Source organism: Gordonia sp. (in: high G+C Gram-positive bacteria), from assembly GCF_020438995.1.
GTDB lineage: Bacteria > Actinomycetota > Actinomycetes > Mycobacteriales > Mycobacteriaceae > Gordonia.
Window position 1 is genome coordinate 1 of the sequence record NZ_JAGQTN010000125.1, and the last position, 21,751, is coordinate 21,751.

General features: G+C 65.2%; 26 protein-coding genes and 1 other RNA gene. 15 read left to right on the forward strand and 12 right to left on the reverse strand.

Annotated elements, in window-relative coordinates; genetic code table 11:
* The 4 genes from KDB67_RS09635 to KDB67_RS09650 form a co-directional block, all read left to right on the forward strand.
* Positions 1 to 968, forward strand: a 968-nt coding sequence (locus tag KDB67_RS09635; protein WP_291015280.1) for a DUF2339 domain-containing protein, incomplete at its 5' end; no start/stop codon positions are given.
* Positions 965 to 1,516, forward strand: coding sequence for a hypothetical protein (locus tag KDB67_RS09640; RefSeq protein ID WP_291015283.1), 552 nt, complete (start codon positions 965 to 967; stop codon positions 1,514 to 1,516). The genes KDB67_RS09635 and KDB67_RS09640, both read left to right, overlap by 4 nt.
* Positions 1,517 to 1,545: 29 nt before the next feature.
* Positions 1,546 to 2,166 (forward strand): LysE family translocator, encoded by a 621-nt coding sequence (locus KDB67_RS09645; RefSeq protein WP_291015285.1) that lies wholly within the window; start codon positions 1,546 to 1,548, stop codon positions 2,164 to 2,166.
* A 246-nt stretch (positions 2,167 to 2,412) separates the two neighbouring features.
* Positions 2,413 to 3,918, forward strand: a complete 1,506-nt coding sequence (locus KDB67_RS09650; RefSeq protein ID WP_291015287.1) for an APC family permease — start codon at positions 2,413 to 2,415, stop codon at positions 3,916 to 3,918.
* Between the two features lie 40 nt (positions 3,919 to 3,958).
* Here KDB67_RS09650 and KDB67_RS09655 read toward each other — a convergent pair whose 3' ends face one another.
* Positions 3,959 to 5,374 (reverse strand): FAD-dependent oxidoreductase, encoded by a 1,416-nt coding sequence (locus tag KDB67_RS09655; protein ID WP_291015289.1) that lies wholly within the window; start codon positions 5,372 to 5,374, stop codon positions 3,959 to 3,961.
* Between the two features lie 200 nt (positions 5,375 to 5,574).
* On the opposite strand from KDB67_RS09655, the gene KDB67_RS09660 reads away from it, so the two are divergent.
* Positions 5,575 to 6,483 carry a hypothetical protein gene (locus tag KDB67_RS09660; RefSeq protein ID WP_291015350.1) on the forward strand — a complete coding sequence of 303 codons (909 nt, stop codon included), beginning with the start codon at positions 5,575 to 5,577 and terminating at the stop codon, positions 6,481 to 6,483.
* Positions 6,484 to 6,560: 77 nt separating this feature from the next.
* Here KDB67_RS09660 and ssrA read toward each other — a convergent pair.
* Positions 6,561 to 6,933, reverse strand: a transfer-messenger RNA (tmRNA) gene (gene ssrA, locus KDB67_RS09665).
* A gap of 215 nt (positions 6,934 to 7,148) precedes the next feature.
* Between ssrA and KDB67_RS09670 the strand changes: the two genes are divergently transcribed.
* A complete protein-coding gene (locus tag KDB67_RS09670; RefSeq protein ID WP_291015291.1) occupies positions 7,149 to 8,297 on the forward strand; it encodes an acyl-CoA dehydrogenase family protein in 1,149 nt (382 codons plus the stop codon).
* A gap of 32 nt (positions 8,298 to 8,329) precedes the next feature.
* Here the strand turns inward: KDB67_RS09670 and KDB67_RS09675 are convergent, their stop codons facing one another.
* The 9 genes from KDB67_RS09675 to KDB67_RS09715 all read right to left on the reverse strand — a co-directional run bounded on the left by KDB67_RS09675 (position 8,330) and on the right by KDB67_RS09715 (position 16,049).
* Positions 8,330 to 9,322, reverse strand: a complete 993-nt coding sequence (locus KDB67_RS09675; protein ID WP_291015293.1) for a metalloprotease — start codon at positions 9,320 to 9,322, stop codon at positions 8,330 to 8,332.
* A gap of 139 nt (positions 9,323 to 9,461) precedes the next feature.
* Entirely contained in the window at positions 9,462 to 10,727 is a 1,266-nt protein-coding gene (locus tag KDB67_RS09680) for a glycoside hydrolase family 27 protein (RefSeq protein WP_291015295.1), read from the reverse strand.
* Position 10,728: 1 nt separating this feature from the next.
* Entirely contained in the window at positions 10,729 to 11,202 is a 474-nt protein-coding gene (gene smpB / locus KDB67_RS09685) for an SsrA-binding protein SmpB (RefSeq protein WP_291015298.1), read from the reverse strand.
* A gap of 18 nt (positions 11,203 to 11,220) precedes the next feature.
* Positions 11,221 to 12,129 carry a permease-like cell division protein FtsX gene (gene ftsX / locus KDB67_RS09690; RefSeq protein WP_291015301.1) on the reverse strand — a complete coding sequence of 303 codons (909 nt, stop codon included), beginning with the start codon at positions 12,127 to 12,129 and terminating at the stop codon, positions 11,221 to 11,223.
* Positions 12,130 to 12,192: 63 nt separating this feature from the next.
* The gene (gene ftsE, locus KDB67_RS09695) at positions 12,193 to 12,879 is read right to left on the reverse strand and encodes a cell division ATP-binding protein FtsE (protein WP_291015303.1); all 687 of its coding nucleotides are present in this window, start codon (positions 12,877 to 12,879) and stop codon (positions 12,193 to 12,195) included.
* A 57-nt stretch (positions 12,880 to 12,936) separates the two neighbouring features.
* Positions 12,937 to 13,365 (reverse strand): hypothetical protein, encoded by a 429-nt coding sequence (locus KDB67_RS09700; RefSeq protein ID WP_291015305.1) that lies wholly within the window; start codon positions 13,363 to 13,365, stop codon positions 12,937 to 12,939.
* Positions 13,366 to 13,368: 3 nt separating this feature from the next.
* A complete protein-coding gene (locus KDB67_RS09705; RefSeq protein ID WP_291015307.1) occupies positions 13,369 to 14,313 on the reverse strand; it encodes a mechanosensitive ion channel family protein in 945 nt (314 codons plus the stop codon).
* Positions 14,314 to 14,318: 5 nt separating this feature from the next.
* Positions 14,319 to 15,434, reverse strand: a complete 1,116-nt coding sequence (gene prfB, locus KDB67_RS09710; RefSeq protein WP_291015353.1) for a peptide chain release factor 2 — start codon at positions 15,432 to 15,434, stop codon at positions 14,319 to 14,321.
* Between the two features lie 252 nt (positions 15,435 to 15,686).
* Positions 15,687 to 16,049: a hypothetical protein gene (locus KDB67_RS09715; protein WP_291015309.1), complete on the reverse strand. Its 363-nt coding sequence runs from the start codon at positions 16,047 to 16,049 to the stop codon at positions 15,687 to 15,689.
* 33 nt (positions 16,050 to 16,082) lie between these two features.
* Between KDB67_RS09715 and hisN the strand changes: the two genes are divergently transcribed.
* On the forward strand, positions 16,083 to 16,892 hold the full coding sequence (gene hisN, locus KDB67_RS09720; RefSeq protein WP_291015311.1) for a histidinol-phosphatase: 810 nt from the start codon (positions 16,083 to 16,085) through the stop codon (positions 16,890 to 16,892).
* A 130-nt stretch (positions 16,893 to 17,022) separates the two neighbouring features.
* Here the strand turns inward: hisN and KDB67_RS09725 are convergent, their stop codons facing one another.
* Positions 17,023 to 17,433 (reverse strand): rhodanese-like domain-containing protein, encoded by a 411-nt coding sequence (locus KDB67_RS09725; RefSeq protein ID WP_291015314.1) that lies wholly within the window; start codon positions 17,431 to 17,433, stop codon positions 17,023 to 17,025.
* A gap of 93 nt (positions 17,434 to 17,526) precedes the next feature.
* On the opposite strand from KDB67_RS09725, the gene KDB67_RS09730 reads away from it, so the two are divergent.
* The 8 genes from KDB67_RS09730 to KDB67_RS09755 all read left to right on the forward strand — a co-directional run bounded on the left by KDB67_RS09730 (position 17,527) and on the right by KDB67_RS09755 (position 21,659).
* The gene (locus KDB67_RS09730; RefSeq protein ID WP_291015316.1) at positions 17,527 to 17,994 is read left to right on the forward strand and encodes an Lrp/AsnC family transcriptional regulator; all 468 of its coding nucleotides are present in this window, start codon (positions 17,527 to 17,529) and stop codon (positions 17,992 to 17,994) included.
* Between the two features lie 75 nt (positions 17,995 to 18,069).
* On the forward strand, positions 18,070 to 18,486 hold the full coding sequence (locus tag KDB67_RS22380; RefSeq protein ID WP_324388520.1) for a hypothetical protein: 417 nt from the start codon (positions 18,070 to 18,072) through the stop codon (positions 18,484 to 18,486).
* A gap of 3 nt (positions 18,487 to 18,489) precedes the next feature.
* The gene (locus KDB67_RS22385) at positions 18,490 to 18,672 is read left to right on the forward strand and encodes a DUF559 domain-containing protein (protein ID WP_324388528.1); all 183 of its coding nucleotides are present in this window, start codon (positions 18,490 to 18,492) and stop codon (positions 18,670 to 18,672) included.
* A gap of 314 nt (positions 18,673 to 18,986) precedes the next feature.
* Positions 18,987 to 19,385, forward strand: a complete 399-nt coding sequence (locus KDB67_RS09740) for a VOC family protein (RefSeq protein ID WP_291015318.1) — start codon at positions 18,987 to 18,989, stop codon at positions 19,383 to 19,385.
* Between the two features lie 237 nt (positions 19,386 to 19,622).
* Positions 19,623 to 19,766: a hypothetical protein gene (locus tag KDB67_RS09745; RefSeq protein WP_291015321.1), complete on the forward strand. Its 144-nt coding sequence runs from the start codon at positions 19,623 to 19,625 to the stop codon at positions 19,764 to 19,766.
* A 429-nt stretch (positions 19,767 to 20,195) separates the two neighbouring features.
* Positions 20,196 to 20,660, forward strand: coding sequence for a hypothetical protein (locus KDB67_RS09750; protein ID WP_291015323.1), 465 nt, complete (start codon positions 20,196 to 20,198; stop codon positions 20,658 to 20,660).
* A gap of 215 nt (positions 20,661 to 20,875) precedes the next feature.
* Positions 20,876 to 21,367 (forward strand): alpha/beta hydrolase, encoded by a 492-nt coding sequence (locus tag KDB67_RS22390; protein ID WP_366852037.1) that lies wholly within the window; start codon positions 20,876 to 20,878, stop codon positions 21,365 to 21,367.
* On the forward strand, positions 21,264 to 21,659 hold the full coding sequence (locus tag KDB67_RS09755) for a hypothetical protein (protein ID WP_291015325.1): 396 nt from the start codon (positions 21,264 to 21,266) through the stop codon (positions 21,657 to 21,659). The genes KDB67_RS22390 and KDB67_RS09755 overlap by 104 nt, the downstream gene beginning before the upstream one ends.
* The last annotated feature ends 92 nt before the right edge of the window (positions 21,660 to 21,751 follow it).

Here is a 21,751-nt window from a genome sequence, read left to right on the forward strand (position 1 = left end):
CCGCCTGGTTATACCTCGCCGTGGGTCTGCTCGGGTTCGCCCTCGCCATCGGCGGCACCTTGATGGCGTTGCGCCGCACCGGCCGCGGCGCCGAGTACGCGCTCACCGGAATGCTGTCGCTGGTCCCGTTCGTCGTCGCCTCCGCCGCGGCGCATTCGGTACCGGTGGCCGTGGCAGGCTTCACCTGCGCCGTCGTCCTCGTCGTCCTGGTGTACGCCAGTGACACACTGGCCGGTGTCACCCTCGGTGTCCGGCAGATCTGGCTCACCGCCGCCGCGGTCGCCTCCTTCGCCGCGATCGCCACGCTCACCGGCGGCCAGGCCCAGACCGTCACCGTGCTGGCCGTGGCCACCATGTGTGCGGTTGCCGCACCGAATCTCGGCGACACCGGTAAGGCCGTCCTGTTCATCGGCACCGCTTTCGGTGCGCTCGGCGCCGCGGGCTTCCTGAACGGTGACCGCCTGGCCGCGCTCATCGCCAACGACCAGCTCACCGGCGACCGGCTGACATGGGAACCGGTGTTCGCGATCGCCCTGGGCACCACCGCGATCGCGGTCGGTTATGGCTATCAGCAACTCACCGACCGTGATTCGGCACGCGTCATGTGGTGCTTGTCCGGGATGGTCACGGTGGCGGCGATCACCGATCTGTGCGTGAGCCTCGGCGTTCTCATCGACCCCGACGCAGGCTTCCGCGCCGGACATGTGGCGGCCACCATCGTGTGGATGACGACGGCGGCGACGCTGCTCTGGTACGCCCGCCACAACGGATCGACCCGGGCGCTGACGCTGACCGCGGGCCTGGTGCTGGTCGCGGCGGCCGTCGCGAAGCTGTTCCTGTTCGATCTGGCCGCCCTCGACGGGGTGTTCCGGGTGATCGTGTTCATCGTCACCGGTCTGATGATCCTGACGCTGGGCAGCGTGTACGCAAAGTCTCTGACCGACGACCGGCACCAGCCCGCGCGATGACCCGCCGACTGCCCGCTGCACACGGTCGCGTACCCGCGACCGTGTTCGGCTTCGGTTCGATCACCGACCACAAGATGGGTTCGGCCGGATTGCTCGCCGTCTGCGGCGCCATCGCCACCCTGCTGTGCCTGTATGCCGCCGACTGGTGGCCGGCGCCCGATGCCGTACCCAATGCGCAAGGCCGCGGCTTTCTCGACTCGGCGCAGCAGGTCTCCTCGTTGGCAGGTAGCCACGCGCGGCAAGGACTCGGCACCGCGATGCAGCGGCAGTTCTTCGACTGGGGGCACTATGTTCTCGCGGCGAGCGTGGTTGCGACCGCGATCTCCGTACTGACCGGCCGCCACATCGGGGCGATCACCGGTGCGGTGCTGTCGGTGGCCGGGATCGTCTGGATGGAATCGGCGCTGACGCTGCCCGGTTTCGGCGGTACCGACTGGACGAGGTACCTCGCCGACATCGGCGTCGGGCTGCTCGCGGTCGCCGTCGTCGCCCGGATCGCCGGCGACCGCAACGCCGTCAGGTCGCGTTCTGCCCGACGACCGGCATGACCACCTCGACGACCAGTTACCGTTGTTCGGTGAGCACGTACCTGTCATTCCTGGGCGTTGCGATCCTGCTGGCCGTCGCGCCGGGACCGGACACCTTCTTCACCCTGCGGGCCAGCGTCGCCGGCGGTCGTCGCCGCGGGCTGTGGACCACCGCCGGGATCCTCACCGCCAACGTGGTGCAGGCCGGGGCCGTGGTGACCGGGCTCGGCGCGATCATCGCGCACAGCCAACCGGTGTTCCTCACCATCAAGTGGGTCGGTGTCGCCTACCTCGTCTATCTGGGGATCAGCGCGATCATCGCCGCCCTGCGCTACTCCGACGCCGGATGGCAGAACATGCAGCGATCGCCGGTGAGCGCGGCCAAGGCCGCCCGGCAGGGATTTCTGTGCAACATCACCAACCCGAAGGTGCTCGCGTTCAATCTGGCGATCCTGCCGCAGTTCGTCTCCGGTAACGCAGGCATCGCCGAACTCGCCCTGTACGCGCTCACGCTGGCCGTCGTCGGTTCGCTGTTCCTGCTGGCGGTGGTGTTCTGCGCATCGACCTTCCGGGAGCTGATCTCGCAGGCGTCGTTCCGGCGCGGCATCGACGGCTCGGTCGGCGCGGTGATGCTCGGCTTCGCCGGGGCACTCGCGCTCGAATCGGTGTGACCGATCATCGGGCGGACAAGCTCACCCGACGATCCGGCGCCCGTGCGTTCTTCGCGTCATCGGGGCAATCAATCGGAGTTCAGGCAAATCGGAGTTCAGTGCCAGAATGTGGCACCTGAACTCCGATTTGTTTATTGCGAAAATCTCGTGTTTGTGGGTGGCGACGAATATCGCTTACTGCCGCACACGGCGACGAGCACAACCGTAGTCTGAGCGCACATGTCGGGGCGATCGGGAGACGCGAAGATGGCAAACAACCCCGTGATCCAGAGCGAACCGGGCGATAAGGGCCTGCGCTCAGGATCCATCGGACTGCTCGGCAACGTCACGATCGGACTGTCGGCGACGGCGCCGACGTACAGTCTCGCCGCGACACTCGGTTACGTCGTCCACGAGGTACACGAGAAGGCCCCGGCGATGTTCGTCATCGCGTTCATTCCGATGCTGCTGGTGGCGTTCGCGTACAAGGAACTGTCCGCAGACACCCCTGACTGCGGCACCACCTTCACCTGGGGCACTCGGGCATTCGGTCCGTGGGTGGGGTGGATCGGCGGCTGGGGTCTGGCCGTGTCGGCGATCATCGTGCTCGCCAACGTGGCCGAGATCGCCGGTATCTACATGCTGCGCTTCGTGCATCTGGACTCGTGGGCCGACAACATGTGGATCAAGATCGCCTTCGGATGCATCCTGATCGCCGGGATGACCTGGGTGAGCATCCGCGGCATCGTCATCAGCGAACGACTACAGGCCGTCCTAATGGCGATACAGTTCGTCATCCTGATCCTGGCGAGCGTCGTCGCCCTGGTGAAGGTCGGCTTCGACAAGGCGGGTGATCAGGCGATCAAGCCGGAGCTGAGCTGGTTGTGGCCCGGAGGCCTGGACCATTCGCAGATCGCGGCCGCGGTGATCTTGTGCATTTTCATCTACTGGGGCTGGGATGCGTGCCTGGCGGTGAGCGAAGAAACCAAGAATCCGGCCAAGACGCCCGGTCAGGCGGCGATCATCACCTGCCTGATCCTGGTCGCGACCTACGTCCTGGTCGCGTACGCGGTGCAGGCATTCGCCGGTTTCGGCAACACAGGAATCGGCCTGAACAACCGCGAGAACGAAGACGACGTGCTCACCATTCTCGGTGATCCGGTGGCGGGCGGACTGATGGCGTCGGCACTGTTGCTCACGGTCAGCGTCTCGGCGCTGGCGTCGACACAGTCGACGATCCTGCCCACCGCGCGCGGCAGTCTGTCGATGGCCGTCTACAAGGCGCTTCCGGACAAGTTCGCCCGCATCCACCCCCGTTACATGACACCGGATTTCGGTACCGCCGTGATGGGTGTGTCGGCGCTCGTGTTCTACCTTGTGCTGGCCCTGCTCAGCGAGAACACGCTCGCCGATTCCATCGCCTCTCTCGGCCTCGCGGTCGCCTTCTACTACGGCATCACGGCGTTCTCCTGCGTCTGGTATTTCCGGCGCAGCCTCTTCGATTCGATGCGCCACTTCCTCATGCGCGGGCTGCTGCCATTCCTCGGCGGGGTGGCGATGACGTGGGCATTCGGCCAGTCCGCGTGGGATATGTTCGACGAGAACTATGGCGAAACCTCCATCGGCGGTGTCGGTGGCGTGTTCATCCTCGGCGTCGGCATGCTCGTGTTGGGTGTGCCGCTTATGCTCGCCTGCTACGCCCACCGGAAGGAGTTCTTCCAGGGCAAGACACTGACCGCCGAAACCGAAGTGCTGGTGCCGGACGTCTACTGACCGCGGGGTCTATTGGCCTCGCGGTCAGTAGACCGCGGCGTCAGCTGTCGAAGCCCAGGCCGGTCTTATCCATGATGGTCAGCCACAGTCCGCGTTTACCTTGACGCCGTTCACTTCTGGCGATCTGGTGGCGGGTGATGTTCACACCGATCCACCGTGCCGGTTCCGGCGGGAACGGGATCGGCTTGGACTTGACCATCTTCAATTCCGTGCGTTCGTTGCGCACCCCGTCGAGCAGGTCGAGCGCGACCGCCGCCCCGAAATGACTGGCCCCCACCCCGAGTCCGGTGAACCCGGTCACGGTCACCACCCGTCCCTTGTGCGAGGTGTCCCAGAAGGCGCTGAACCGGGAGCAGGTGTCGATCAACCCGCCCCAGGTATGCGAGGCCTTGATGCCTTCGAGCTGCGGGAAGAACTGGAGTAGATGTTCGGCGAGCAGCGCGAACTCGGCGGGCTCGAATTCATGCCGCCGGTCCGCATCCGAGCCGAAGTGGTACAGCGCATCCCAGCCGCCGAACAGAATCCTGTTGTCGGCGGTCAGCCGGAAGTAGTGAAAACGCGGACCGTTGTCGGCCAGGCCTTCCCTGCCGGCCCATCCCAGCGACGCGAGTTGTTCGCCCGAGAGCGGTTCGGTCATGATCGCGTAGTCCCACACCGGCACCGTGAACATCCGCAGGCGACGCACCAGCGACGGACTCGCCGACGTCGCCAGCACCGCCTTCGCCGCGGTGACCGAGCCGTAGCCGGTGGTCGCGACTACCTTCTCCCCGACCGAACGCAGTCTCCCGACCTCGGTGTGCTCGTGGATCGTCACACCGAGCCGTTCGGCCGCCGCCGCCAGACCCCAGGCGAGCCTGGCCGGATCGAGCATGATCACGTCCGGATCGAAGGTGGCCCCGGCGATCATCGGCGAATCGACCCGCGCCCGCGCCGCTTCCGCCGACAGCAGATCCAGCTTCTGTCCGACGGCCGCGGCATCGTCGACGACCCCGGCCAGTTCGACCGCCTGCCAGTCGAAGTTGGCGATGTCGAGTTCACCGGTCCGCCCGGCGTTGGAGGCGATACCCAGACGCTCGATCGTCGCCTCGATCTCGTCGAGAGTCTTCTTGCCGAGCCGCACGAGGGTGGGCATCTCGTCGGGCCAACGTGCCAATCCGTTTCCGAGCCCGTGAGTGATGCTGGCCGAGCAGAATCCGCCGTTGCGTCCGGTGGCATGTTCGGCGATCCGATCGCGTTCGAGAAGGACGATGCGCAGGCCCGGATGCCGCTCGGCGGCCTGCACCGCCGACCACAGTCCGGTGAACCCACCCCCGACGATCAGCAGGTCGGCTTCGACATCGGCGGCCAGGCGTGGGCGGGGTGCCGGACGTTCTGGTCGGTCGAGCCAGTACGGTTCGGGCGAGGCCCCGGCCACCATCGCACGGGACCGCTCGGTGGGTTCGCAAGCCCAGGTCACGAGTTCTCCATCCTGTCCGGCGAACACCGTTCGACACGGCGTCCTACCGGAGTCGTTGCCGTCTCAGGTCCTGCCAACGATATATACGGGCAGCCGCGTCGGCGCGAAATCGGCGAACGTCCCGCCCGCGCGGGCGGTCGCCGACGCACCCACCCTCATCGGCCTGCCCGGATCACCCCCACGACGTTCGGCGATTGGCTATGTTCGAGACGATGATCTTCGACCGGCTACTCGCGCTGGGCATCGCGTCCCATGAGATCCTGCGTATCCGCATTCCCGACGGTCGGGTGGAACGACTCTACGACGGGACCGGACGAGCACCCGACGGCATCGTGATGATCGGTGACTCGGTCTATTGGACGACGATGGGTGCCTCGATGCGCGATCCCGATATCCCGGGTGAAGCAGGCCGCGATTACGGCGCGGCCAATGGTGGCGTCCATGCGATCGATCGGGACGGCAACAACCGCCGTGATCTGACCGGGCGCGGCAGCGTCGTCACCGGGAAACAGCTCGCCTTCGACGGCGTTGACCGGCTGTATTGGGGTGATCGTGAGGGGCTTCGGGTCAGCAGTATCCGGCTCGACGGCACCGACCGTCGCGACGAGGTCATCAACGCGCCCGCGCCCGACCGGATGTCCGAATGCGTCGGGGTTGCCGTCGACGCCTCTGCGGGCCATCTCTACTGGACACAGAAGGGACCGTCGAAAGGCGGTCGCGGACGGATATTCCGGGCCGGACTGTCGGTACCCGACGGGGAATCGGCCAATCGCCGCACCGATATCGAGGTGCTCTGGGAGGGCCTGCCGGAGCCGATCGACCTGGAGATCCACGACGGCGACCTGTATTGGACCGATCGGGGTGCACCGCCGCTGGGCAACACTCTCAACCGCGCACCACTACCGGCCATCGGGCAGTCCGGACGGACACCAGAAATCCTGGCCGACGGTTTCCGCGAGGCCGTCGGCCTGGCCGTGGACAGTGAGGCCGTGTACGTGTCGGATCTGTCCGGACGTGTCCGGCGGATCGGCCGGGACGGCTCGGATCGGTTGCTGGCTCACTTCGACGGACCGATCACCGGGATCTGCGGATTGGAAAGCCGGGCATAGTGTGGGCACAGACATCGACCGCGATCCGCCTCAGCCATGAGAAAAGCCCCCCACCTGTGTAAACAGGTGAGGGGCTCTCGTGGAGCTGCCGGGAATTGAACCCGGGTCCTCCGTCGAGTCGGCAGGGCTTCTCCGTGCGCAGTCCGCTGTGCCTCTACTCGGATCTCCCGGTCACGCGAACCTGCCGAAATGACGATCCCAGTCGCTGTGAGTTGTCCCGTCCCCACCCGCGACCGGCGGGGACGGTGAGCTCCCGAAGATGATGCCGGGGACCGAGGTGAGAGCACCCTCGGGCCGACAGACTAGCCGGGCTGCTCAGGCAGCGAGGGCGTAGTCGCGCTGATTCTTATCGGCGCTTAATTGGTTGCCGCGACGCTTATACGGTGGTCTCCAGCCTGCACCGGCACGCTTCCCCTGCCTCGGCGCACGTAGTCGAATCCGATCAGCCCCGAGTCAGGTCCCTCCGGTTTCCCGGCGGGCACTCGATACTAACAACCCTGCGCCCGCATTTCATCCCTATTTATCCGATCACCGCCACGAAGGCCCACGATGGGCGACTACCTGCGGTTTTCCGCGTCGGGAGCGCACCCCGAACGAGCGATCGGTAAGCGCTCTGGTACTTGTATGGTTACCTACGACACACTCCGCCACCCGGAAGGCCCTCGATGAAGCGACTGATCTTCGAACCCGAGCACGAACAGTTCCGCGAGACCGTTCGCGCGTTCATCTCCCGCGAGATCGAACCGTATTCGCAGGAATGGGAGGCCGCAGGTCAGGTCGACCGGGACGTCTACCGCAAGGCCGGCGAGGCCGGTCTGCTCGGTTTCAACGTTCCCGAGGAGTTCGGCGGCGGCGGTGTCGAGGATTTCCGGTTCAATGTCGTGGTCGCCGAAGAACTGGCCCGTTCCAGCCACGCCGCGCCCGCGTTCACCCTGCAGAACGATGTGGTCGTGCCCTACTTCACGTCGCTGTCCAACGAAGAGCAGCGGGCGCGCTGGCTGCCCGGCATGGCCACCGGCGAGACGATCGTCGCCGTCGCGATGACAGAACCCGGCGCGGGCAGTGACCTCGCCGGTATCAAGACCAGCGCCGTCCGTGAAGGCGACGACTGGATCCTCAACGGCAGCAAGACATTCATCTCCTCCGGCATCAACTCCGACCTCGTGGTGGTGGTGTGCCGCACCAACCCCGACCCGGCCGCCAAGCACAAGGCGTTCTCGCTGCTGGTCGTCGAGCGCGGCATGGAAGGTTTCCAGCGCGGCCGCAAGCTCGACAAGATGGGCCTGAAGTCACAGGACACCGCCGAACTGCACTTCGACAACGTGCGGGTGCCCGCGGCCAACGTGCTCGGCCAGGTCGATCAGGGCTTCTACCACCTGATGCACAACCTGCCGTCGGAGCGCCTGTCGATCGCGGTCACCGCCACCGCGATCGCCCGATCGGTGTACGAGGAGACCCTGCAGTACTGCAAGGACCGCAAGGCCTTCGGCAAACCGATCGGCACGTTCCAGGCCAACCGGTTCACCCTCGCCGAGATGGCCACCGAACTCGACGTCGCGCAGGCCTACATCGACCGCTGCCTGCAGGGCGTGCTCGACGGTGAGGCCAGCGCCGTCGACGCGTCGAAGGCCAAGTGGTGGTGCACCGAACTGAGCAAGCGGGTCGTCGACTCCTGCCTGCAACTGCACGGCGGCTACGGCTACATGAACGAATACCGGGTGGCCCGCGCCTACACCGACATCCGCATCCAGACGATCTTCGGCGGAACCACCGAAATCATGAAGGACCTGATCGGCAGAAGCATGGGCGTTTAGCCCCGTTTAGCCCAGCCTGTCCCGATCCCGCCCTAGGCCGAGAACTTTTCCGGCCAGTACTTGGTGAGGCAGTCCACCGGCTGTCCCCGGCGCTCGAACGTCGGCAGCGCTTTCCCGGTCAACCCCGTGGTCAGCGCCGCCGCACGTTCGCGGACCGTGCCGTGCCCCTGGTCCGGGCCCGAATCCCCGATGAGCGGCAGCAGCGTGGCGGCCTGCAGGATGTTGCGCACCGACAGATCGTCGCGGTCGAACACGGTGGCCGCCCAGTTGCCGGCGAAACAGTCCGCGATCAACTCGCGGTTGTTGCCCTGCGGAAACGCGCTGTCGGGAATGTTGAGCGCCTGCGCGATCCGGAATACGACGTTATGGCCGTACTCGTGCGCGACCACCGTGGCCGCGGTGAAATCCCCGACGATCACCGACGGCACCGACGCCCCGAACACATCGCCCTGCCAGATCCCGGCGAAGGTCTGTACGGGCAAGATGATCGTGCCCTCGGTCGCCTTGCCGTTGCCGTTCGGCTGGGTGTCAACGCCACAGAAGAACGCGTTCTTCAGATCGGAGGAGACGGCGCCGATCTTGTTGTCACCGTCGGTGCAGTCCGTTTCGAAGGTGGTGCCCGGCTCGATCAGCTTGCGGCCCGCCGACGGATCGCCCCAGTTGAGTTCGGTGAACCAGGCTCCCCACGCCTTGTCGAGGTCGTCGAGCAGCGAGGTGAGGAACGGCGTCACCTTCGTCGCCACGTTGTCCGCGGTGATACCGCTGCCGGTGAAATCGCCCGACGGGGTGGGCAGTTGCGGGCACGAATCGACCGCGCACGAGCCGGCCTTGCCTTTCGACGACCCGCCGTCGGACGAGCCACCGCCGGAAGAGCCGCCGTCCGACGCCGGAGCCGAGACCCCCGGCTGCGGCGACTTCTCGTCGTCGGAGGACAACAGGTCCGAACAGCCGGTGACCGCGCTCAGCATCGCCACGGCCACCACAATCAGCATTCGCGCCGCCGGCGCCTTCCGGGTACGGGCCACTCTCACTTCGTTCTCCGATCGTGAATGCGGGGCGGCCCGAGCGGGCCGAACGTGAGAACGAACCTAGCAGGTCGGCGCCCCCACCATCGCCTATGTCGTCGACGCGAATGATCGCCCACCCAGGCCGGCCGCTGCCGGCTCAGACGATGGTGAGCACGGCGGTGTCGTGGGCGGCGACGGTGACGGTGAGTTTTCCGTCGACAGCCCGGTATCGCTCACCGGTCCAGGCGTCGACGCCCCCGACCGTCGCATCGCCGACGAGTCCGAGATCGCTCAGCGCCACCGACAACTTGCGTGGCGCCTTACCGCGATTGGTCAGCGACACCACCAGCCCTTTGTCGCCGACCGCCCGGGACCAGATCTCCGGATTGTTGGCCACGCGGGCGCCGGCGCTGACCCGCTTGTCCTGATCGATCCGCACGATCTGACCGTTGGTCAGGGTCCGGACCGCCGACGGGGGCATCGTGGTCAGATCGACGCCGATGATCAGTGGCGCCGCCATCATCGCCCACATCGAGAACTGCGTCCGCTGTTCGGATTCGGTCAGGTCGCCCGCACCGTCGGCGATCCCGACCTGCAGCAGGCCCGGATCGTTGTAGGTGCCCGGCCGCACGCGCCCGGCCAGCGGAGCCAGCGCATCGATTACCTCGATGACGCCCTGCACCTTTCTGTCCCGCCCGGCGCTCGACCAGGCCGGTACGGTGGGACCGGTCACCCTGGTCACCGTCGCGACACCACCCCAATAGGCGTCCGAACCCGGACGGGTGGCGTCCAGTCCGCGATTCGGGTTGATCGCGTACACGATCGGCTTGCCCACCTCACGCAGCGCATCGCGCATCGCGGTGAACGCGGCGATCTGCTCCTCACGATCGGACTGCCCCGAACACCAGTCGTACGAGAGGTAGTCGACTCCCCAGTCGGCGAACGTCGCGGCATCGCGCGCCTCCCGGCCGAGGCTTCCGGTACTGCCGGGACTGCGGCCCGAATGCTGCGCACAGGTCCGGGTGCCGGCGGTCGACGACAACCCGAACCACAGTCCCCGATCGTGCAGGTACTCGCCGAGCGCGGCCATTCCGGACGGAAAACGGACCGGATCCGGACGCAGCGCGCCGTCTGCCGCCCGCTCCGGCGCAGACCAGCAGTCACCGACGATGACGTACCGGTAGCCCGCCTCCCGCAGACCCGACGACACGAGTGCGTCGGCCTGCTGGTGAATCGACTGCTCGGTCACTTTGCAGCCGAGCGAGGGACCACTGTCCCAGCCCATCGGCGGGGTCTTGGCCACCCCGTCGATGGCGGGCCGCTGGCCGCCGATCCGGTCCTCGGGGTCTGCGGTGCACCCGACCGCGAACACCGCCACCAGCAACGCGGCAACGGCGGCACGAACCCGAAGGCGGGAACTCACCTCACATACCTTTGACGCGCCGGCCGACTTCTCGCTCCACTTCCCGTCTGGCGGTGCGTTGGGCGATGTCGTGACGTTTGTCGTGGGCCTGTTTACCGCGGGCCAGCGCCAGCTCGACCTTGACGCGGCCGTCGTTGAAATACAGCGACAGCGGGACGAGCGTCAGATTGCCGTCGCGGATCTTTCCGATCAGATTGTCGATCTCGCGCCGATGCAGCAGCAGCTTTCGGTTGCGGCGGGGGGCGTGGTTGGTCCACGAGCCGTGGCCGTATTCGGCGATGTTGAGGCCGCGCAGCCACACCTCGCCGTCGTCGACGGTGGCGAACGCGTCCACCAGCGAAGCCTTTCCGTCGCGCAACGCCTTCACCTCGGTGCCGACGAGCGCGATCCCGGCCTCGTAGGTGTCGAGGATGGCATAGTTGTGCCGCGCCTTGCGATTGGTCGCGATCACACTGCGACCCTTCTCCTTGGGCATGGTTTTTATCTCACCTCCTCATTCACGCACGTACACACGAAGCGTGACATACGAGGTGATTCCGGCCAACAGAATTCCACCGGCGATGAGCCACGGCGCCACCACCAGCACATCCGAATTGGTAATGCGGGCAAGGATATTCACGCCGTATAGGTCATCGAGAGCCTTGTCGAAGAACAGCGCCTTGGCCCCGAACAACCCACCGATCGCCAGGAACGAACCGACCAGCGCGGCCACCACCGCCTCGAGCAGGAACGGCAATTGTGTGTACCAGCGGGTGGCCCCCACCAGACGCATGATCGACACTTCGGTGCGACGGGTGAATGCGGCGATCTGAATCATGTTGACGATCAACAGCATTGCCGCAATCGCCAGCACGACTGCCACCGCGAAAGCCGCGTTACGCGCACCGTCGAGCACGCTGAAGATACGTTGGACCAGGTCACGCTGGTCGAGCACGCTGTCGACGCCGAGATCCTTGCGCCCGGCGTACTTGTCGAGCACCACGCCGAATCTGTCGGGGTCCTTCATCCGCACCCGCAACGCCGCCTGCGTGCTCGACGGGTCGATCATCTCGGCGATCTCCGGGCTGTCGGCGAATGCCTTCTTCGACGCCTCGTACGCGTCCTGCTGAGAGAGGAAGGTGACCGTCGAGACACCGTCTTCCTTTTCCAACGCCGCGCGCAGCGTCGAACACGGTGCCTTCTTGCAGTCCGGATCGGCCTTGCTGACATCGAGATTCATGAAGAACTGCATCTCGACGCGGTCGAGGAAGATCTTCTGGCTCTTGTCGGCCATCTGGATGACCAGCAGTCCGCCGCCGAACATCGCCAGCGTGATGGCGGTGGTCAGGATCATCGCGATGGTCATCGTGACGTTGCGGCGCAGCCCGTTGAGGACCTCGCTGAGGATGAAGTTCGCGCGCATCGTGCTCCGTTGTCGTGGGTCGGCCGTCGTTGGCCGACCGTGTGGTGGGTCGTCGGCGGGCGGTCAGCCGATGCCGTACACGCCGCGTTCGTCGTTACGGACCAGGTGCCCGCTGTCGAATTCGAGTACACGCCGGCGCATCGCGTCGACGATGTGCCTGTCGTGGGTGGCCATGAGCACCGTGGTGCCGCGCCGGTTCACCCGGTCGAGCACGTCGACGATCTCCTCGCTGGTCTCCGGGTCGAGATTTCCGGTGGGCTCGTCTGCCAGCAGCACCAGCGGCCGGTTGGCGATGGCGCGCGCAATCGCCACACGCTGCATCTCGCCGCCGGACAACTCGTTGGGCATGCGGTCCGCCTTACCGCTGAGGCCGACGTAGTCGAGCATCTCCGGCACCACCTTGCGGATCACCGATGGCTGCTTGCCGATCACCTCGAGCGCGAACGCCACATTGTCGGCGACGGACTTCTGCTGCAGCAACCGGAAATCCTGGAACACGCAGCCCACCGATTGACGCAGCTTGAGCACCATCCGGGCCTTGAGCCGGTTGACGTGATACTCGCCGACGTACACCTCGCCGGTCGTCGGACTGTCCTCCTTCAGGAGCAGCCTGAAAAACGTCGATTTGCCCGAACCGGACGGCCCGATGAGGAAGGCGAACTCACCTTTGTCCACCTCCAGGTCGAGATCCGACAGGGCGGGCCGACTCGACGCCTTGTACTTCATCGAGACGTTCTCCAGCTTGATCACAGCAAGCCAGTGTAGCCACGGCCCCTGAGAACAACGCTCAGACTCGCGCGGGCGATATCACCCTGCCGACGACGGGTCCGCCGTCGGTGTGTCCTCCCCATCTTGGGTCGTGATCCGCGGAATCGGCACCGGGATGCCGGGCAACGTCGTGGTGGTCAGCTTCGGTTGTGAACCGGTGCTCGTCGGGGTCTCGCCGGTGGCCTCGGTGGTGTCGGCCGTCGGCTCCTCGCCGGTGGTGGTTTCCGTCGTGCTGCTGCTTTCGGGTGTCGACGACTCCGTCTCGGTCGGCACGTCCTCCGGTTCGGTGGCCCGCACAACCGCGTGCCGATTGTCGGTGACCGATCGGACAGTCTGATCGTCGGCTGCCGGATAGCGTTCGGAGGTGTAGTCGTAGACACCGAGCAGCACCAGGAAGGCCGCCACGAGCACGGCGGTGCGCACCCGGATGCGGGTGCGATAGATGACCTTGGGTCCGTCCTCGCCCATCGGTTACACCACCCCTCCGGAATCGCCGACCGGTGCCGGGGCGGTGTGCGTGGGCACCTCGCGAACCGTGATGCCCTCGTCGGCGAGGGCGCGCACAATCCGGCTCCGCAATGCCCGGCTGACCGCGAACTGCTGTCCCGGCAACGTCCTGGCCACCATCCGGATGGTCAGCGAATCGAGTTCGAGATCGGTGATCCCGAGCGGCGCCGGTGCGTCGAGCAGGTATTTGTGCCAGCGCTCGTCGTCGAAGAACTCCTCACCGACCCGTTCGAGGATGTCGCCGACGCGGGCGATATCGGCCTCGCCGGGGATCGGGACATCGACGACAGCCCGTGCCCAGTCCTTGGACAGGTTGGTGGCGGTGATGATCTGGCCGTTCGGCACTGTCACCACCTCGCCGTCGCTGGTGCGCAACTTGGTCACCCGCAGCGTGACATCCTCGACGGTGCCCTGCTTGTTGGCCCCGCCCGTCACGGCGAGGTTGACGACGTCGCCGAAGCCGTACTGCTTCTCGGTGACGACGAAGAACCCGGCCAGCAGGTCCTGCACCACCCGCTGCGCGCCGAAACCGAGCGCGGCACCGATCACGGCACTGGGTCCGACCAGGCTGGTGATGGGCACGTTGATGATCCCCAGGATCTTCAGCCCGCCGATGAGCGCGACGATCACGATCAGCGTCCAGCTGATGACCTGGATCACCGCACGCATGTGCTTGGAGCGTTCGGAGCGGACCAGTAGGTCGCTGTCGGCGAATTCGGCGTCGAACCGGCTCCCGTAGCGTTCGCCGAGCCAGCGGATGAACCTGATCACGATCGCCACACCGAGAATCCACAGCACGATCGCCAGGCCGTCGGTGGCGAGCCACCGATACCAGTCCCCGAGCGCCGATTCGAAAGGAAGGCGGGCCGCGAGCGTCGCCGCCGGACCCGCGCCGATGTCAGCGGACATGACGATCAGGCGTCGGTCGACGCCATCCGCCAGCGGATGCCGGCCTCGATGAACGGGTCGATCTCACCGTCGAGCACAGCCGACGGATTGTTGTTCTCGACGTTGGTCCGCAGGTCCTTGACCATCTGGTACGGGTGCAGGACGTATGACCGCATCTGGTTGCCCCAGCTCGATCCGCCGTCACTCTTGAGTGCGTCGAGTTCGGCACGCTCCTCCTGCCTTTTGCGTTCGAGCAGCTTGGCCTGCAGCACGCGCATTGCGGCCGCCTTGTTCTGCAGCTGGCTCTTCTCGTTCTGACAGGTCACCACGATACCGGTCGGTATATGGGTGAGGCGGACCGCGGAATCTGTGGTATTGACCGACTGACCACCCGGGCCCGACGACCGGTACACGTCCACGCGCAGGTCGGTCTCGGCGATGTCGATGTGGTCGGTGGTCTCCACCACGGGCAGCACCTCGACCTCCGCGAACGACGTCTGCCTGCGGCTTTGGTTGTCGAACGGGCTGATTCGCACCAGCCGATGCGTGCCCTGCTCCACCGACAACGTGCCGTACATGTAGGGCGCCTTCACCGTGAATGTGGCCGACTTGATGCCCGCTTCCTCGGCGTACGACGTGTCGTACACCTCAACGCCGTAATTGTGTTTCTCTGCCCACCGGATGTACATCCGCATCAGCATCTGCGCCCAGTCGGCGGCATCGACACCGCCCGCGCCGGAGCGGATGTTCACCAGGGCGTCGCGCTGGTCGTACTCGCCGGCCAGCATCGTCTTGACCTCCATCGCCTCGATGTCGATCCGCAGCGAGACCCGTTCCTCGTCGGCGTCGGCCAGGGCGGCTGTGCGGTCCTCCCCTTCCTCGGACTCGGCGAGCTCATACAGGACGGGCATGTCCTCGAGCCGCTGCCGGAGTTCGCTCACCTTCCGGAACTCCGACTGCGCATGCGAGAGCTCGCTGGTCACCTTCTGCGCGTGGTCCTGGTTGTTCCACAACTCGGGGTCCGAGGCCTGCATCTCCAACTCATCGATGCGACGGCGCAGTTCCTCCAGGTCGACGACTTTCTCGACGGTGGTGAGGGTCGCGTCAAGGGATTCGAGATCAACGGTCACATCGGGATGCACAATCATCCAGACTACCGACCACTGCGCGATCTGCTCCATCGGACCGCCGAGAGCTCAGGCGCCGGCCGACGCGGGCCGGGTTGTCGGTAGCCACTCGTACGCTGCCACCCAAGATGTACACCGTGAGACGCAGCCGACACCCGATCGGTTCCATATCTCTCAAACTTTGCTGACAGTTCCGGTTTCCGGAACTGACGGCAATGTTTGTAGGTGGGGTCGCGGCGGTGCTTCGCCAAGGGTGGGCAGCTTGCGTTATGCCGGCGGCGGGACGGTGCCGAACCGCCAAGTGGTTTCGGCTTTGCCTGGCTTATAGATGACCGGCATGTCTGTGCCCAATTGCGGCCACGGCGCGAGAGCGCCGAGGGTGATGGTGCCGTAGACCTCGGTAGGAGCGGTCTGGGGTCCGGTGATGGTTCCGGACAACGTGCAGAACCTGTCGCCGTTTTTGTCGCCATCCTTGGGCCTGTCGGAGACGCCGGTGACGGTGAGCATGCCCTGAACGAACTGTGCTGCCTTGTCCGCAGACATGTCGCCGGTTCCCTGCCCTCGCCGCCACTGCACGAGCAGCATCGCGAGTACGCCGACCAGCACGATGACGAAGACCAACTCGAGCATGCCGTCCAGCCTACCGGCGCTACGCTGGCCACCGTGTCCACAGAGAATCCGTACACGATTGCCGACGACCTTGAACTCGCGCTGTCCCTGGCCGAATCAGCCGATGTGCTGACGATGCGCCGGTTCGGTGCCGTCGACCTGCGTGTCGACGACAAACCGGACCTCACCCCGGTGTCCGACGCCGACCTGGCGTGCGAGGCGCTCGTGCGGGAACGGCTCGCCGCTACCCGGCCCGGCGACACCATCCTGGGCGAGGAGTTCGGCGGCGACGCGGTGCTGACGGGGCGGCAGTGGGTGATCGACCCGATCGACGGCACCAAGAACTTCGTGCGCGGGGTCCCGGTATGGGCGACCCTCATCGCGCTGCTTGTCGACGGCGTGCCCGTCGTCGGGGTGGTGTCGGCACCCGCGCTGCGCCGGCGCTGGTGGGCCGGATCCGGCCTGGGTGCGTTCGTCGCATTCGACGACCAGCCCGCGCACGCTATCTCCGCATCGGGGGTATCGCATCTGGAATCGTCGTCGTTGTCGTTCTCCAGCATCTCCGGCTGGGCCGAATGCGGGCTGCGCGAGAAGTTCTTCGATCTCACCGACCATGTGTGGCGGGTCCGCGCCTACGGCGACTTCTTCAGCTACTGCCTCGTCGCCGAGGGTGCCGTCGACATCGCTTGCGAACCCGAGGTGTCCCTGTGGGACCTCGCGCCGCTGGACATCCTGGTCCGCGAGGCCGGCGGCCGGTTCACCGCGCTCGACGGCACGCCCGGTCCCGCAGGCGGCAATGCCGTGGCCACCAACGGCCACCTGCACGACGCGGTGCTGGCAGCGTTGGCCCCCGACGCGCCCTGACGAGCCGCGGCCACCAAGCTACCCGCCGCTGAACCTTGCTCGTAGTTCCGGAAAACCGGAACTGTCAGCAAGGTTTACGACGCGGGCCGATTTCGGCGACATGCATCGGGATCCAGCCGCGGTCGCCGCGTCAGCCGGTGGGCGCTGTCAGCGGATCGGGCGAACGCAGGGTCCTTCCCGTGGCATCGACGATGCTCAGCCCCTCCCGTGCCCAGTATTCGAATCCGCCGATGAGCTCACGCACCCGCGAATAGCCCGACTGCACAAGCGTGAGTGCGGCTTTCGTGGCGCCATTGCATCCAGGCCCCCAGCAGTAGACGACGAGGTCGGTGTCCTGATCGGGCACTTCGTGCTTGATCCGTCGAACCAGTTCCGGGTTCGGGATGTGCACGGCGTGTGGCAGATGCCCTTGCTCCCACGCTTGTTGCGACCGGACGTCGATGACAGTGGGGGCGTTCCCGTCCAGCCTGCGTGCGGCGAGGTCGGCGGGGTCGATCTCATAGGCAAGTTTCGCGGCGAAGAAGTCGGCAGCAGTGATCATGAGTTCATCCCACCGGACCACGACCGACCGAGGAAGTGGCATCGGTTGCTAGAAGTCACAATCTACCGTTGAATCAATGGTAGATTCGCTGCTGTGCCGAACTATCACCTCCAGGAGTTCGATTCCGCCGATCGAGCGATCATCGAACGGCTCCAGGTGGACGGCCGCATCAGCACAGCCGAGCTCGGTCGGGCCATCTCGCTGTCTCCCAGCGCGACCGCGGACCGGATCCGGCGTCTCACCGATCTCGGCGTGATCGCCGGCTACACCGCCGTCGTCGACCCGGAGAAGCTCGGCTTCACCATTACCGCGTTCGTTCGCCTCGCCTATCCATCGGGCAACTACAAACCGTTCGACGATGTGATCGCCTCGACACCCGAGGTGATCGAGGCGCACCACGTCACCGGCGACGACTGCTTCATCCTCAAAGTGCTCGCCAGGTCGATGACCGACCTGGAACGCATCACGGGACGGCTCGCGACCCTCGGCCGCATCACCACGAGCGTCGTGTACTCCAGCCCTGTCCCCCGACGACACGTCGTCGCGGACGTACGCCCGTAATCCTTCGCTCAACCTTGCTGTCGGTTCTGGTTTCCGGAACTGTCAGCAAAGTTTGAGGAATTTGGAACCGATCGGGTGTCGGCTGCGTCTGATTCCCACGAACCGCGCAAGCACCTGATCTATACGCCGGCGCTGGGCCGGCACTCGCGGTCGTCGGCGACTGTCGTGGTACGTCACCGGAAGCTGGACCCGTGCGACGTGATCGCTGTTGACGGACTGAACGTCACCGCCCGACCGCTCACCGTGCTCGACGCGGCCGCCGACCTCGGCATCGCCGTCATCGATTCGGCGTTGCTGACCGGCGTCGTCACGTTGCCCGAGCTGGTGGCGGCCCACAGACGCTACCCACGGCGACGCGGGATCGGCGCGGTCGCCCGGTTCCTCGCGCTGCTCGAATCCGGTGCGCGGTCGGAGGCCGAGCGGGTCGTCGTGGCACTGTTCCGCAAGGCCCGGATCACCGGCTGGGTGGCCAATCATCCGGTGGGCGGATAGCTGATCGACTTCGCCTTCCCGACCGAAAAGCTCGCCGTGGAGATCGACGGCTTCGGCTGCCATCGCGATGTGAAGGCATTCCAGCACGACCGCACCCGACGCAATAGGCTGGTGGCGGCCGGTTGGACCGTCCTCAACTACACCTGGGCCGACCTGCTCGAACGTCCACACCAGGTCACCTCGTAAGTGACGGCGATACGCCGTGATCTCGCCGCGTAAACCTTGCCGACAGTTCTGGATTGTGCCTGTCGCAAACCGGAACTGTCAGCAAGTTTTACGACGCGGACCGATCTCAACGACAAGCGTCGGAATCCAGCCGCGATTGCCGGGTCAACAGGTGGGTGAGGTCAGCGGATCCGGCGAGCGGCGGGATCTTCCTTCCACAGCCGGACTCGCTGTGCGGTTGCCGACGACCTACCCGATCGGTCATCGATGCGCAGAACCCGCGTGCGGATCCGTCGGCCTCGCTACGGTCGTCGTACCCGAGTAGAGGAGTCACCATGCCAACGTTTCCCGGCCTCGGCCACGTCGCCGTCACCGTCTCCGATCTGGCGGCCAGCACAGCCTGGTACGCAAAGCTTTTCGACGCCCGGCCGGTCCTCGACGAGGATGAGGAGTCGGGCACCATCCACCACACGGTGTTCGCCCTCGACGGCGGCATGCTGTTCGGGCTGCACACCCACACCGACCCGCTGCCGCCGGAGACCTTCGACGAACGCCGCATCGGCCTCGACCACGTCGGCTTCGCCATCACCCGCGACGAGCTCGACAGCTGGGTGAGCCGGCTCGACGAATTGGGCGTCGCCCACAGCGGCATCAAACATGCCCACTACGGCTCGGGCATCTCCTTCCGCGACCCCGACAACATCGCCCTCGAATTCTTCGCTCCCCCGGCCTGAAAGATTGCCGGCGGTTCCGGATTCCGGAACTGGCCGCAATGTTCGACCACCGCGCTCAAGGTCTTGTTAGCCTTGCGAAATTATGGCACTTCGAGCCTCCGAACCAGTGGCGCGGCGAAGATGCCGACAGTGTGGCGCTCGTGGCGAACACCGAATGGACCTACCACCGCGTAGCGGGACGAATTCGGCAGCTGCCGGTGGACCTACACTGAGACGACACAAGGCGTTCCGCGTGTGGTGCCGGCGTACGCGACCATCACCAAGATCGACTGTCCCTACGTGATCGATCCACGAAACAAGCTCGATCCGTACGGTTCACACGTGCGGCAACCCAAGCTGACCGTACCGACCATCAAGATCACGCCGCCCGGGTACCGCTGACGCCCCCTTTACGAATCACGCACCACCACAAGTGTTTCAAGGGGAGAAAGAAAGATCGCCTTCGTCCGGCCGAGCGGTCAGCCCGCCCGCTACTACTCAGCGATCAGCACGTGCACCTATTCGAACCGGCCACAGGCGTCCCTGTGACGTTCCAGAGTGACACCACCGCGTTCCGCGTGTGGCCCGTCGACGTCTGAGCGCACGGCCCACCACACACTGTCCGGTTGAGGCAGACCGCTGACGAGCCACGATCGGCCGCGTAGCGGTGGGTGGTACACGCCGACCGCGCATAGCGCCGAATCCCGAAGTCGAAGATCTCCCCCACAGCTATCTGGGGAGAACTACCCATGTCATCGCATTGACCATGAACAGGTCCGCCGATACCGTCATCGCTACCACACAAACAATACCGACGACTCGTATGATCGCGTGGACAGAAAGAAGACAACCATGTTCAAGAAGCTTATGGTCACAGCACTCGGCCTGATGATGATCCTGGGTGTGATGGGCATCAACGCCACCACCGCATCGGCGGACCCCGGCAAGTCCCTGAGCAAGGAAAACATGCTTGTGGTCACTGTGGTGGCGTATGGGAAAAGCCGGTCGATCGAACCAGAAATGGTCGCCATGACCAAGGATGGCCGCTACGCCATCACCGCGAAGTATGTCGGCAAACGAGATTCCGGAAAGCAGACCTACCTCACCTACGTAGCTCGGAACCTACCCTGGGGCAGAACCCTGTATGTGGATGGGTACCGTGCGGCCGGTCTGATGGACGGCAAATACGTCCCGTACCTCGTGGGAAACAAGTACGTCCGGTTCGAGAAAAATTTCCGGGATTACCGAGTCACCATGAATGTACATCTGAAAGCAAACCCGGCGTGGGCGCGGTGAGGTCGGGCTTCCCCGTGTGCCTGCCATGACGCAGAGCTCATGAATTCGGTGCTCTGTTCAGCTTATCGTGACGGCTATGAATCCTGATCCGGTCCGGTTTATCGACAGCACGCGCGATGACAGAGACGCATACTACTGGATGCCGAAGTGCTCACCTCGAGCATCGATCGTTATTGTGCACGGTATGGGCGAGCACATAATGCGGTATCAGCACATTGCCGATTCTCACTGGAGCCGGATTTGCCGTATACGGATACGATCTGCGCGGCCATGGCGCCAATATCACCCCCGGTGCCGGCCGCGCAGAGATCGGCGCCGATGGCTGGCCTGCGCTGGTGGCCGCCATCGGCGCGTGTGCCCGTGCGGTGCGACGGACGCATCCAGGGCTGAAACTGGGTGTGCTGGCGCACAGCATGGGATTGTTCGCCACTCAACAGGCACTGCCGTCCGACAGCCACCTGTTCGACGCGGTTGCGCTGTTCGCCCGACCATACGCACTGAGCACCGTATCCCCGGACCTGCCCATGTATTTGGCTGTCGGCGAGATGGATCGTCCTGCTGGCACTCGGCCTGGCTGTTGGACTCGCAGGATCTGCGGGATCGGTGCCGAAGTTCGCCCCCATACCAATCGAGCGGTGCGTCAAGATCTCGAACGCATGCACGCAGATCAACCAGAATGTGCAAGAGTTCGCCAAGTACCGGGCTGAAATCGTTGCAAGATTTGATGTCGGGTCTCGGACAGACGTGGAGCTGAAGGAGTGGGTGGCGGGGAACTACTACAAGACCGTCACGCGCACACCGAGTTCCCGAAAGTCCAGCAACGGAAAGACGTACGGCTACGTTGTGTACGGGTTGAAACCCGGCAAGAAGTATGTGGCAACCGCATATGGGCGACGGAACGACTATCCGAGCTTCGGGAGTACGGTGGCATTCACGGTCAGTCGGCAGGCACCTGTCTACTACGGTTGGGCCATCTCCTATCATCAGCAGATCAATTAGCACACCGGTCTGCTCCGCGAAACCTTGCCGGTAGCTCCGGAATGTGCCTGTCGCAAAATTCTGGACGCCGTTTAGGACAAACCGGAACTGTC